Consider the following 13,095-nt stretch of genomic DNA (forward strand, 5'->3'; position numbering starts at 1 on the left):
AAGGATCGCCCGTGACTGGCTTGTTTATAACGCTGGAAGGCCCTGAAGGCGCCGGCAAGAGCACCAACCGCGAATACCTGGCCGAACGCCTGCGAGCCGCTGGCATCGAGGTAGTGTTGACCCGCGAGCCCGGAGGTACGCCGCTGGCCGAGCGGATTCGCGAGGTGCTGCTGGCACCGATCGAAGAAGTCATGAACCCTGACACCGAGCTGTTGTTGGTGTTCGCCGCTCGGGCGCAGCACTTGGCCGAAGTGATTCGCCCGGCGCTGGCCCGTGGCGCTGTGGTGCTCTGCGATCGTTTTACCGATTCGACCTATGCCTATCAGGGCGGTGGAAGGGGCTTGTCCCTGGAGCGCATCGCCGCGCTGGAAACCTTCGTCCAGGGTGACCTGCGGCCGGACCTGACCCTGGTGTTCGATCTACCGGTGGAAATCGGCCTGGCCCGCGCCAGCGCCCGGGGCCGGCTGGATCGTTTCGAACTGGAAGGGCAGGCGTTCTTCAACGCCGTGCGCAATGCCTTTTTGAGTCGAGCCAAGGCCGATCCGGCGCGTTATCTGTTGATTGATGCCGCTCAGCCGTTGGCGCAAGTCCAGCAGGCGCTGGACGGTTTGTTGCCGCGTTTGTTGGAGCGTGCCCGTGGCTGAAGCCTATCCCTGGCAGAACGGACTCTGGCAGCAACTGGCCGGAAGGGCGCAGCATGCCCATGCCTATCTGCTGCACGGCCCCGTCGGTATCGGTAAGCGGGCGTTGGCCGAGCGTCTGATGGCCAGCCTGCTTTGCCTGCGTCCGGGTGTCTCGAACGCGTGCGGTGAGTGCAAGTCCTGTCTGTTGCTCAAGGCTGGCAGTCATCCTGACAACTATGTGTTGGAGCCGGAGGAGGCGGACAAGGCGATCAAGGTCGACCAGGTCCGGGATCTGGTCAGCTTCGTGGTCCAGACCTCGCAGATGGGCGGGCGCAAGGTGGTGCTGATCGAGCCGGTGGAGTCGATGAACATCAATGCCGCGAACGCCTTGCTCAAGAGCCTTGAAGAGCCTTCCGGCGATACCGTGCTATTGCTGGTCAGTCACCAGCCGAGCCGCTTGCTGGCAACCATCAAAAGCCGTTGCGTACAGCAGGCCTGTCCGTTGCCCAGTGAAGCGATGAGCTTGAAGTGGTTGGCCGAGGCCTTGCCTGACAGCAGCGACGAAGAACGCGTCGAGTTGTTGACCCTTGCCGCCGGCTCGCCGTTGGCGGCCGTCAGCCTCCAGACCCAGGGTGTGCGTGAACAACGGGCGCTGGTGGTGGATGGCGTGAAAAAGCTGCTCAAGCAGCAACAGTCTCCCACGCAACTGGCTGAAGGCTGGAACGCCATCCCGCTGCTTTTGCTGTTCGACTGGTTCTGTGACTGGTCGAGCCTGATCCTGCGCTATCAGCTCACCGAGGACGAAACCGGCCTGGGACTGGCGGACATGCGCAAGGTGATTCAGTACCTGGCGCAAAAAAGCAGCCAGGATAAAATCTTGAACATTCAGGACTGGATTCTTGCCCAACGTCAGAAGGTGCTGAGCAAGGCGAACCTCAATCGGGTGCTGTTGCTCGAGGCGCTGTTGGTGCAATGGGCGAGTTTGCCTGGTCGAAACTGACAGACACTGCCTAAACTCAGCTCAATCGCAGCGGAGATCAGCATGAACGAACCTGTCAGTCCCGGTCCACGCAATGGCATCCTGTCCTTGACCATCAAGGATAAGTCGGTGCTCTACGCCGCCTACATGCCTTTCATCAAGAACGGCGGCCTGTTCATTCCCACCAACAAGAATTATCGCTTGGGCGATGAGGTGTTCATGCTCTTGAGCCTGATGGACGAAGCGGAGAAGATCCCGGTCGCCGGCAAGGTGATCTGGATGACGCCCAAAGGCGCCCAGGGTAACCGGGCTGCCGGTGTCGGTGTGCAGTTCAACGACGGCGACCACTCAGCCCGTAATCAGATCGAAACCCACCTGGCCGGAACCCTGAAGTCCGACCGTCCCACCCATACGATGTAGCCCGACCCTTTATGCTTGTAGATTCCCATTGTCACCTTGATCGGCTCGACCTCGCGGCCCACGACGGCTCCCTGGATGCTGCACTGGATGCCGCCCGCCAGCGCGGCGTCGGTCACTTCCTGTGCATCGGCGTCAGCGCCGACAATGCCGCCGACGTCAAAGCCCTGGCCGAACGCTATGCAGATGTCGATTGTTCAGTCGGTATCCATCCTCTGGATGTCCAGCCCGATGCTACGCCTGCCCTGGATTGGCTGTTGCGCGAGCTCGACCATCCGCGGGTGGTCGCCATTGGCGAAACCGGCCTGGACTATCACTACGAACCGCAAGCCGCCGAGGTTCAACAGGCTTCGTTCCGGCTGCATCTGGAGGCTGCGCAACAGACCGGCAAACCGGTGATCATCCACACCCGCGGCGCCCGGGCCGACACCCTGGCCTTGTTGCGTGAGGCCGCGCTGCCCCAGGCGGGTGTGCTGCATTGCTTTACCGAAGACTGGGACATGGCCAAAGCCGCGCTGGACATGGGCTATTACATTTCCTTGTCCGGCATTGTCACGTTTCGCAATGCCGACGCTCTGCGGGACGTGGCCAGCAAAGTGCCGGTCGATCGTCTGTTGGTGGAAACCGACTCCCCGTACCTTGCGCCGATTCCGTATCGGGGTAAGCCGAACCTTCCGCAATATGTGAGGGAAGTGGCGGAATTCCTGGCGATGTTGCGCGGCGAGTCCTACGAGCGGCTTGCCGAACAGACTACGGAGAACTTCAAGCGGCTGTTTCCGCTGGCCCATGTCCGCTCGGCGCAAGCCTGAATTTCAGGCAAAAAAAACCCGGGTTCTGGGGGGTGAATCCGGGTTAAGACCATTAGGAGTAAAACAAAGGCACACGGTCCGTTGGTACCTTTACCGGCGCGTCACTTGGGGGAGATGTCGCGCCGACAGTTCAAGTATTGATCAGTATGCTGACGCGTCCAGTTTGGCCGGGCTGGTTTTTAAACAAATTTGGAATACGCTCGCTTCGGATAAGTTCTCACTGCCGTCAAAGCCAGTCGTTACGGTGCGGCGAAGCGAATGACAGGAAGCCGCAGCTGCACGGTTTTGTGAAGAACTGTGGTTGGGAACGGATGATCCGTGCATTTTTGCGTAAGTTAGGCATAATACTCGGCTTCGAATTTTGACCCTTCAGACCTTTTTCTTATGCACAAAGAACCCCGTAAGGTCCGTGAGTTTCGTCGCCGCGAGCAGGAAATTCTCGACACCGCGCTCAAGTTGTTCCTCGACCAGGGTGAAGACAGCGTCACCGTCGAGATGATTGCGGATGCCGTGGGTATCGGCAAAGGCACGATTTATAAACATTTCAAATCCAAGGCGGAGATCTACCTGCGCCTGATGCTTGATTACGAGCGCGATTTGAATGAGCTGCTGCATTCGGCCGATGTGGACAAGGACAAGGAGGCCCTGTCCCGGGCCTACTTCGAATTCCGCATGCGCGATCCGCAGCGTTATCGCTTGTTTGACCGCCTGGAAGAGAAGGTGGTCAAGGGCAACCAGGTGCCGGAGATGGTCGAGGAACTGCACAAGATCCGCGCCTCGAACTTCGAACGCCTGACCCTGCTGATCAAAGGCCGGATCAGTGAAGGCAAGCTCGAAGACGTGCCGCCCTATTTCCACTACTGCGCCGCCTGGGCGTTAGTGCACGGCGCGGTGGCGCTGTATCACTCGCCGTTCTGGAGCAACGTGCTGGAAGACCAGGAAGGTTTCTTCCAGTTCCTGATGGACATAGGCGTTCGCATGGGCAACAAGCGCAAGCGTGACACCGACGTTCCGAGCAGCTAAGTCATTCAGCTGCCTGATTGCGCCATGTCCGCTTACATGGCGCAGTGTCCCAGGAATATACTCAGGCTTGGGCCTTGCGAAAACTTGAGTTCTGGGTCAAGTTTCGTAAGTCCGATTCTTCTTCCGCCGGAGTGATCCATGATCGTTGACCGTCAAGGCAGGCGTTTTCGCAATTTGCGAATCAGCCTGACTTCAGCCTGCAATTACGCCTGTACCTACTGCGTGCCCAACGGCAAGCGGCTAGTGGCTGCGCAGGATGAACTGTCGGCCGAGGCCATGGCGCGCGGTGTGGCCTACCTGATCGAAGCTGCCGGTATCGAGCGGCTGCGCATCACCGGCGGCGAGCCGCTGGTCAGCCCCAAGCTTGAGAGCTTCATGACGGCGGTGGGGCAGATGGGCCTGGAGGACATCAGCCTGACCACCAATGGTCAGTTACTGGCCAAAAAGCTGCCTTTGCTGGTAGATGCCGGCATCCGCCGCATCAACGTTTCCCTCGATACCCTGGACCCTGTGGCGTTTCGCAGCATCGCCCGCGGTGGCGATCTGGCAACCGTACTCGACGGGATGGAACAGGCCCGTACGGCGGGAATGAAGATCAAGGTCAACATGGTGCCGTTGCGCGGGCAGAACCTGGATCAGGTGATGCCATTGCTCGAGTACTGCCTGGAGCGCGGCTATGAGCTGCGCTTCATTGAGCTGATGCGCATGGGGCACCTGGCCAGCGACTCCAACGCGTTCCTGCAGCAATTCGTCAGCCTTCAGCAGTTGCTGAGCCTGATCGGTGACCAGTACGAGTACCTGCAAGCCGACGCTCCGGTGGATGCCACGGCCGTGCGCTATGAAATTCCGGGGCAGGGGCACTTCGGCGTGATTGCCAACGAAAGCGTGCCGTTCTGCCGTACCTGTTCGCGTTTGCGGCTGTCCTCCACCGGCTGGTTGCATGGCTGCCTGTCGTCGAGCAACCGGCATTTTGTCGGCGATCTCCTGGACAAGCCCCGGCATCAGGCCTTGCCGGCTCTGCAGCGCTTGCTGGTCAAGGCGTTGGGGGATAAGCAGGAAGTGGCGTTCTCCGGCGGCGCAACCGTGATGAAAATCATCGGCGGCTGACGAATGCTATCGCGGGCAAGCCTTGCTCCCACAAGGTGAACACCGTACCTGTGGGAGCATGGCTTGCCCGCGATAGCAATTTCCCATTCACTTGGATGTGTCTGACACCCCCATTTCGATGAGCTGGCGCAAAAGCTGCATCCAATGGCCATTCGCCGGTTTTCCGTCACCGGTTTTTGGAGGGTAGGATGCGTAGCCTGGTTTTGCTGCTGGCCGTTTTGGCGCTTGGTGGCTGCATGAATGTCAGCGACATGGGGGAGGGCGTCCGCTATCACATGAGCGACGCCGGTTTGCTGGACCACAGCGACAGTCGTCGTGTGAATAACCTGCGCATCCAGCCGGATTCGTTCATCTACATTGCTCAGGGCGCGTTTGCGCCTCCCGGCAGTGCCTACCCGCGGCCCAATGTTGTCGCCGAAGAGGCCTTCAACGGTTTCATCGAGTATTTCCCCATGGTGCGTCGCGCCCGCGTTCCGGAGGGCCTGGACCAGGCCATGGGCGAAGCCCGTGCCGCCGGTGCTCATTACTTGCTGTACACGCGCTTCGCCAAGGCCGACAACCGCATCGGCAACACCGATGAATGGCTGGATGAAGAGGCTGTGGACCGCTTGGGTGTCGACACCAGCGTCATTCAAATCATGTTGATCGAGACCAGCACCCAGTATTTGATTGATACTGCACGCATCAAGAGTCGTGGCGGTTTACTGACGTTGCACGACAAACAGCCAGAAGACCTGATCGCTGCCCCTTTGCGCCAGTATGCCCGCAGCCTGTTGGGGGTGAGCGACCAGTAACATTCAAGGAGTCACCATGAGCGGACCGCAAAAAGCCAATGACTTGCTGGGGCAGATCCCCAAGACCAAAGGTTTGCCGCCAGTCCACCTGTGGAATCCTGACTTCTGCGGTGATATCGACATGCGCATCGCCCGGGATGGCACCTGGTACTACCTGGGCACGCCAATCGGGCGCAAGCCAATGGTCAAGTTGTTCTCCACCATCATCCGCCGCGACGGCGATGATTACTTCCTGATCACTCCTGTGGAAAAAGTTGGCATCAAAGTCGACGATGCGCCGTTTGTGGCGGTGACCCTGGAGGTTGAAGGGCAGGGTGAGCAGCAGCGACTGCGCTTCACCACCAACGTCGAGGAAACCACTGAGGCCGGCGGCGAACATCCGATGCGGGTGGTGATCGATCCGCAGACCCAGGAGCCCGCGCCCTACGTGCACGTACGCAGTAACCTCGAAGCGCTGATCCATCGCAATGTGTTCTACCAACTGGTGGAGCTGGCGGTCAGTCGCGAGATCGACGGTCAGCGCTGGCTGGGGGTGTGGAGTGGTGGGGTCTTTTTCCCGATCGGCCTGGAACCGTAAACCCTGTGGGAGCGGGCTTGCTCGCGAAGGCGCCAGCACATCCAACATCTTCTCAGCTGACCCACTCCTTTCGCGAGCAAGCCCGCTCCCACAGTGGGTAACGTAAAATTCAAATTGACACCCAATCATATGATGATTAGTTTGGGCCTCTATAAAGAGTGGTTCATGGGGTGTTCATGTCCAGCAGTTTTCACGCATCGACCGTCGATTGGCTGGGGGGCTGGATAGCCGCCGGTCAGGTCAAGCCTGGGCAGACCATCAAGGTTGAAGCGGACCTCGGCGAGCAACTGGGCGTCAGTCGCACGGTGATCCGCGAAGCGATCAAGACCCTGGTGGCCAAAGGCATGCTGGAAGTCGGACCGAAAGTCGGTACGCGGGTGTTGCCGGTGCGCCGCTGGAACCTGTTTGACCCGCAGGTGGTTGGTTGGCTGTCGCGCAGCGGGCTGCCGGAAAATTTTGTCGACGACCTGCTGGACCTGCGGCGCACCATTGAACCGATGGCGGTGCGCTGGGCCTGTGAGCGAGCAACCGCCGACCAGGTGCAGGCGATCCGTCTGGCCTACCATGCCCTGGAGCGTGCCGTGGACAGCGGCGCCGATTACAACCGCGCCGACCAGTTCTTCCATGAATGCATCCTCGCCGCCAGCCATAACCAATTCATCGAACAAATGGTCCCGGCCTTGGGCGCGCTGCTGGCGGTGTCGTTCGAGGTGTCCGCCGCCGACCCGGATGAACTGCGCCGCACCTTGCCGATTCACAAGGATATTGCCGAAGCCATCGCTGCCCGTGATGCGGCGCGGGGCGTCTGGGCCTGCATGACCTTGATCGATAACGCTGACCTGGCGATCAAGCGCTTTTACCCTAACGTCATGGCCGGGCGAACAGAGATCGCCGGTCAAGCAGCAAACAGGAGTTTTCAGTAATGTGGACGGCTGTGACGGAACACCGGGCGACATTGGGCGAGGGCCCCTTTTGGGATGAGCCGACCCAGGCCTTGTATTGGGTCGACATCGCCGGGAAGCAAGCGCTGCGACTGATCGGCGCCAATGTGCAAATCTGGCAGATGCCCGAACATGTATCCGCTTTCATTCCGACACACAGCGGCGACGCCTTGGTGACCCTGAGCAGCGGTGTCTATCGGCTGGACCTGGAGTCGTCGGGTCTGGAACCGCGCCTGAAGTTGCTGTGCATGGCCGATCCCCAGCCTGGCAATCGTGCCAACGAGGCCCGTTGCGATGCCCTGGGCCAGCTCTGGCTCGGCACCATGCAGAACAACATCGGCGAAAACGGCGAAGACCTGCCCATTGAACGGCGATCCGGCGGCCTGTTTCGTATTGGTGCCGATGGCCGGGTAAAGCCTCTGCTGCGTGAGCGGGGCATTCCCAATACGTTGTTGTGGAGCCCCGATGGCACGACGGTGTACTTCGGAGAAAGTCTCGACGGCACGCTTTACCGTCACTTCATCTATCCCGACGGCAGTCTGGCCCCCGCCGAGGTCTGGTTTGGCCCTCACCCGCGCGGCGGACCCGATGGCTCGGCAATGGATGCCAGCGGTTTCGTCTGGAATGCTCGCTGGGACGGCAGTTGCCTGCTGCGGCTGGACCCGGACGGGCATGTCGATCGGGTAATCGAGCTGCCGGTCAGTCGTCCCACCAGCTGCGTGTTCGGCGGTGAAGACCTTAAGACTTTGTACATCACCAGTGCGGCGAGCCCGCTTAACCATCCACTCGACGGCGCGGTGTTGTCGATGCGGGTCGATGTACCGGGTGTAGCTTGTACGCGGTTTGCAGGATGAATCCCAAAATGTGGGATGTAAATATATATATTGAGATTATTTGGCGAGCGGGTTTATAGTCGGTCCCATCAGCGATACGCACTCACACTAAAAAAACAAGACAGGTGAAGTGATGCCACGATCTTCCTCCGTACCGCCCGACGGCGTACGCGATTCCAAAAGCCTTTCGCCCGGCCATCTCTGGATGTCCGGTTTTCGTCGTGCTGACCGGCAGGAGTCTTGAGTCATGGCCCAGACCCTGTCCTTGTCACCGATGCCCGAACCTGCGAAAGGCGAACGCCTGAAAAACAAAGTGGTGCTGCTGACCGGTGCCGCCCAAGGCATTGGCGAGGCGATCGTCGCCGCGTTCGCCTCGCAGCAGGCTCGTTTGGTCATCAGTGATATCCAGGCTGACAAGGTTGAGAACGTCGCTGCCCTCTGGCGTGAACGCGGGGCGGATGTGCAGGCACTCAAAGCCGATGTGTCGAACCAGCAGGACCTGCATGCCATGGCCCGTCGCGCCGTCGAGTTGCACGGTCGCATCGACGTCCTGGTGAATTGCGCGGGCGTGAACGTATTCCGTGACCCGCTGGAAATGAGCGAAGAGGACTGGCGCCGCTGCTTCGCTATCGACCTGGATGGCGCCTGGTACGGCTGCAAGGCTGTGTTGCCGCAGATGCTTGAGCAGGGCGGGGGCAGCATCATCAATATCGCCTCGACCCATTCATCCCACATCATTCCCGGCTGTTTCCCTTACCCGGTGGCCAAGCACGGACTGCTCGGCCTGACCCGCGCATTGGGTATCGAATACGCGCCCAAAGGTGTGCGGGTGAATGCCATTGCGCCGGGTTACATCGAAACCCAACTGAATATCGACTACTGGAACGGCTTCGCCGATCCACATGCCGAACGCCAGCGTGCGCTGGATCTGCACCCGCCACGCCGCATCGGCCAACCGATCGAAGTGGCAATGACGGCGGTGTTCCTGGCCAGCGATGAAGCACCTTTCATCAACGCCTCGTGCATCACCATCGATGGTGGACGTTCGGTCATGTACCACGACTGAATATTGCCGGGATTTCAGTCGGAAACTTCGCCTGTAATTCAATCATCATACGATATGACTATTTGGACCTATGCTGTACAGCAACATGTTTCACCGCCCAGCCTGCACATTCCCACTGATGTTGGAGCAGGGCCCTGGACGTTTTGGCTTTCAATAAAAAAAACAAGGAGACAGCTATGAATCATCGTCGTGGGATCCGTTCCCTGTGCCGTGCCGCCCTGGCGGTTACTGCGGTCAGCCTCAGCAGCACCTTGCTGGCGGCCGAGGAAGTGAAGATCGGTTTTCTGGTCAAGCAGGCCGAGGAGCCCTGGTTCCAGACCGAATGGGCGTTTGCCGAAAAGGCCGGTAAGGACCGGGGCTTCACGGTGATCAAGATCGCCGTGCCGGACGGCGAGAAGACCCTCTCGGCCATCGACAGCCTCGCCGCCAACGGTGCCAAGGGCTTTGTGATCTGCCCACCGGACGTGGCCCTTGGTCCGGCCATCATGGCCAAGGCCAAGCTCAACGACATGAAAGTGATTGCTGTCGATGACCGCTTCGTCGGTTCCGATGGCAAGTTCATGGAAGACGTGCCGTACCTGGGCATGGCCGCATTCGAAGTGGGCCAGAAGCAGGGAGCCGCGATGGCCGCTGAGGCGAAAAAGCGCGGTTGGGGCTGGAAAGACACCTATGCCGTGATCAACACCTACAACGAACTGGATACGGGCAAGAAGCGCACCGACGGTTCGGTCGACGCCCTGAAGAAGGCCGGCTTTCCAGACGATCACATCCTTTATACCGCGCTGAAAACCCTCGACGTGCCGGGCAGCATGGACGCCACTAACTCGGCCCTGGTGAAACTGCCCAGCGGGGCGAAAAACCTGATCATCGGCGGCATGAACGACAACACGGTGCTGGGCGGCGTGCGCGCCACCGAAAGCGCCGGGTTCAAGGCGGCCAATGTGATCGGGATCGGTATCAACGGCACCGACGCCATTGGCGAGTTGAAGAAAGCCGACAGTGGTTTCTTCGGTTCGATGCTGCCAAGCCCACACATCGAAGGCTACAAGACTGCCGAGATGATGTACGAGTGGATCACCACCGGCAAAGAGCCACCGAAGTACACCGCCATGGACGAGGTGACGCTGATCACTCGGGAGAACTTCAAGCAAGAGCTGGAGAAGATCGGCCTGTGGAACTGATGGTCGGTTGATTCAAAAGTGGCCCTGGCTTGACGAGTGTCGGGGTCGCTTGATCTCTGTGAGTTCGAGGTGGTTATGCAAGCGCAAACAGCGACACAGCAACACAACATGGGCGGTAGCTTGCGGTTCAACGGGATTGGTAAATCCTTTCCCGGTGTGCAGGCGCTGGCCAATATCAGTTTCGTTGCTCATCCGGGACAGGTCCATGCCTTGATGGGCGAGAACGGCGCGGGCAAGTCCACGTTGCTGAAGATCCTCGGCGGTGCCTACATCCCCAGCAGCGGCGACCTGCAGATCGGCGAGCAGACGATGGCTTTCAAAGGCACCGCCGACAGCATTGCCAGCGGCGTGGCGGTGATTCATCAGGAGCTGCACCTGGTGCCGGAAATGACCGTTGCCGAAAACCTGTTCCTGGGGCATTTGCCGGCCCGTTTCGGCCTGGTCAATCGCGGGCAACTGCGCCAGCAGGCGTTGGCGTTGCTCAAAGGCCTGGCCGACGAAATCGACCCTCAGGAAAAGGTCGGTCGCCTGTCCCTCGGCCAGCGTCAACTGGTGGAAATCGCCAAGGCCTTGTCCCGTGGCGCCCATGTCATTGCCTTCGATGAACCCACCAGCAGCCTCTCGGCACGGGAAATTGACCGCCTGATGGCGATCATCACCCGCCTGCGGGACGAAGGCAAAGTGGTGCTGTATGTCAGCCACCGCATGGAAGAGGTGTTCCGCATCTGTAACGCGGTCACGGTGTTCAAGGACGGCCGTTACGTGCGTACCTTCGAGAACATGAGCGAGTTGACCCACGATCAGTTGGTCACCTGCATGGTCGGTCGCGACATCCAGGACATCTACGATTACCGCCCTCGCGAGCGCGGCGATGTGGCGTTGAAGGTTGAGGGGCTGCTCGGCCCGGGCCTGCGCGAACCGGTGAGTTTCCAGGTGCATAAAGGCGAAATCCTCGGCCTGTTCGGGCTGGTTGGCGCCGGTCGTACCGAGTTGCTGCGGTTGCTCAGTGGGCTGGAACGCCAGACTGATGGGCGCCTGGTTCTGCATGACCAGGCGTTGAAACTGCGTTCGCCTCGGGATGCCATTGCCGCGGGCGTATTGCTCTGCCCGGAGGACCGCAAGAAGGAAGGCATCATGCCGCTGGCCAGCGTCGGCGAGAACATCAACATCAGTGCCCGCGCGAGCCATTCCACCCTGAGGTGCTTGTTGCGCGGTGAATGGGAGCGGGGTAACGCCGAGAAGCAGATCAAGGCGCTGAAAGTGAAGACCCCGTCTGCGGGTCAGAAAATCATGTACCTGTCCGGCGGCAATCAGCAGAAAGCGATTCTCGGTCGCTGGCTGTCGATGCCGATGAAAGTCCTGTTGCTGGACGAGCCCACGCGCGGTATCGACATCGGCGCCAAGGCCGAGATTTATCAGATCATCCACAACCTGGCGGCCGATGGCATTGCGGTGATTGTGGTATCCAGCGATCTGATGGAAGTGATGGGCATATCCGACCGAATCCTGGTGCTCTGCGAAGGGGCCATGCGCGGCGAGCTGCCGCGTGACCAGGCCAATGAATCCAACCTGCTGCAACTGGCGCTGCCACGCCAACGCGTTGCCGACGCGGCGAACTGAGAGGTAAACATGACCATTCAAAACAATGCACTGCCAACGGCACGCAAACCCCTGGATCTGCGGCGCTTCCTGGACGACTGGGTCATGCTGCTGGCGGCTGTCGCAATCTTCGTGCTCTGCACCCTGATGATCGACAACTTCCTGTCACCCCTGAACATGCGAGGCCTGGGTCTGGCGATTTCCACCACGGGTATCGCGGCCTGCACCATGTTGTATTGCCTGGCTTCCGGGCACTTCGACTTGTCGGTGGGTTCGGTGATTGCCTGTGCCGGTGTGGTCGCGGCGGTGGTGATGCGTGACACCAATAGCGTGTTCCTCGGCGTCAGCGCAGCGCTGGTGATGGGGCTGATTGTCGGGCTGATCAATGGCATCGTCATTGCCAAGCTGCGAGTCAATGCGTTGATCACCACGCTGGCGACCATGCAGATCGTCCGGGGCCTGGCCTACATCTTTGCCAATGGCAAGGCGGTGGGCGTGTCCCAGGAATCGTTCTTCGTGTTTGGTAACGGCCAAATGTTCGGCGTGCCGGTACCGATCCTGATCACCATTGTCTGCTTTCTGTTTTTCGGCTGGTTGTTGAACTACACCACCTACGGGCGCAACACCATGGCCATTGGTGGCAACCAGGAGGCGGCGTTGTTGGCGGGGGTGAACGTTGATCGGACCAAGATCATCATCTTTGCCGTGCATGGTGTGATCGGTGCCTTGGCGGGTGTGATCCTGGCCTCACGCATGACCTCGGGCCAACCGATGATCGGCCAGGGCTTTGAACTGACCGTGATCTCGGCTTGCGTGTTGGGTGGAGTGTCGTTGAGCGGCGGTATCGGCATGATTCGCCATGTCATCGCCGGGGTGCTGATTCTGGCGATTATCGAAAACGCGATGAACCTGAAGAACATCGACACCTTCTACCAATACGTCATCCGGGGCTCGATCCTGTTGCTGGCGGTGGTGATCGACCGAATGAAACAACGCTGAAATTTGCCCCGACCGGGCCAGCCACAATCGCGAGCAGGCCCGCTCCCACAGGATTTGTGCCAGGCAAAATACCTGGGCTCACCGCAGATCCACGGGAGGTGTGCCAGTCAGAACTACTTGGCTCATTACAGATCCAGTGTGGGAGCG

14 protein-coding genes are annotated in these 13,095 nt (G+C 59.8%); all 14 read left to right on the top strand.

Annotation, left to right across the window (positions count from 1 at the left end; translation table 11 throughout):
• The first annotated feature begins 11 nt into the window (after positions 1-11).
• The 14 genes from tmk (at position 12) to araH (ending at position 12,948) form a co-directional block, all read left to right on the top strand.
• The gene (tmk, locus tag HU811_RS05460) at positions 12-644 is read left to right on the top strand and encodes a dTMP kinase (protein WP_047228202.1); all 633 of its coding nucleotides are present in this window, start codon (positions 12-14) and stop codon (positions 642-644) included.
• Complete coding sequence (locus tag HU811_RS05465) at positions 637-1,623, top strand: DNA polymerase III subunit delta' (protein WP_186654516.1); 987 nt, start codon at positions 637-639, stop codon at positions 1,621-1,623. Before tmk ends, HU811_RS05465 begins: the two co-directional genes overlap by 8 nt.
• A 42-nt stretch (positions 1,624-1,665) precedes the next feature.
• Entirely contained in the window at positions 1,666-2,022 is a 357-nt protein-coding gene (locus tag HU811_RS05470) for a PilZ domain-containing protein (RefSeq protein ID WP_047228204.1), read from the top strand.
• A gap of 11 nt (positions 2,023-2,033) precedes the next feature.
• Positions 2,034-2,828: a TatD family hydrolase gene (locus HU811_RS05475; protein WP_092400027.1), complete on the top strand. Its 795-nt coding sequence runs from the start codon at positions 2,034-2,036 to the stop codon at positions 2,826-2,828.
• A gap of 384 nt (positions 2,829-3,212) precedes the next feature.
• Entirely contained in the window at positions 3,213-3,851 is a 639-nt protein-coding gene (locus HU811_RS05480) for a TetR/AcrR family transcriptional regulator (protein ID WP_003204240.1), read from the top strand.
• A 138-nt stretch (positions 3,852-3,989) separates the two neighbouring features.
• On the top strand, positions 3,990-4,958 hold the full coding sequence (locus tag HU811_RS05485) for a GTP 3',8-cyclase MoaA (RefSeq protein WP_186654518.1): 969 nt from the start codon (positions 3,990-3,992) through the stop codon (positions 4,956-4,958).
• Between the two features lie 188 nt (positions 4,959-5,146).
• Positions 5,147-5,752 (top strand): DUF4823 domain-containing protein, encoded by a 606-nt coding sequence (locus HU811_RS05490; protein WP_092400023.1) that lies wholly within the window; start codon positions 5,147-5,149, stop codon positions 5,750-5,752.
• A 16-nt stretch (positions 5,753-5,768) separates the two neighbouring features.
• Complete coding sequence (locus HU811_RS05495; RefSeq protein WP_047228208.1) at positions 5,769-6,329, top strand: DUF1285 domain-containing protein; 561 nt, start codon at positions 5,769-5,771, stop codon at positions 6,327-6,329.
• Between the two features lie 176 nt (positions 6,330-6,505).
• The gene (locus tag HU811_RS05500; protein WP_092458883.1) at positions 6,506-7,252 is read left to right on the top strand and encodes a FadR/GntR family transcriptional regulator; all 747 of its coding nucleotides are present in this window, start codon (positions 6,506-6,508) and stop codon (positions 7,250-7,252) included.
• Complete coding sequence (locus HU811_RS05505; protein WP_186654521.1) at positions 7,252-8,124, top strand: SMP-30/gluconolactonase/LRE family protein; 873 nt, start codon at positions 7,252-7,254, stop codon at positions 8,122-8,124. The genes HU811_RS05500 and HU811_RS05505 overlap by 1 nt, the downstream gene beginning before the upstream one ends.
• A 226-nt stretch (positions 8,125-8,350) precedes the next feature.
• On the top strand, positions 8,351-9,169 hold the full coding sequence (locus HU811_RS05510) for an SDR family oxidoreductase (RefSeq protein ID WP_186654523.1): 819 nt from the start codon (positions 8,351-8,353) through the stop codon (positions 9,167-9,169).
• A 176-nt stretch (positions 9,170-9,345) separates the two neighbouring features.
• Positions 9,346-10,350, top strand: a complete 1,005-nt coding sequence (locus HU811_RS05515; protein WP_186654524.1) for a substrate-binding domain-containing protein — start codon at positions 9,346-9,348, stop codon at positions 10,348-10,350.
• 75 nt (positions 10,351-10,425) lie between these two features.
• Positions 10,426-11,970 (top strand): L-arabinose ABC transporter ATP-binding protein AraG, encoded by a 1,545-nt coding sequence (gene araG / locus HU811_RS05520; RefSeq protein WP_186654527.1) that lies wholly within the window; start codon positions 10,426-10,428, stop codon positions 11,968-11,970.
• A gap of 9 nt (positions 11,971-11,979) precedes the next feature.
• Positions 11,980-12,948, top strand: a complete 969-nt coding sequence (gene araH / locus HU811_RS05525; RefSeq protein ID WP_076383836.1) for an L-arabinose ABC transporter permease AraH — start codon at positions 11,980-11,982, stop codon at positions 12,946-12,948.
• Positions 12,949-13,095: the final 147 nt, after the last annotated feature.

It is taken from the genome of Pseudomonas tehranensis, assembly GCF_014268615.1.
Taxonomy (GTDB): domain Bacteria; phylum Pseudomonadota; class Gammaproteobacteria; order Pseudomonadales; family Pseudomonadaceae; genus Aquipseudomonas; species Aquipseudomonas tehranensis.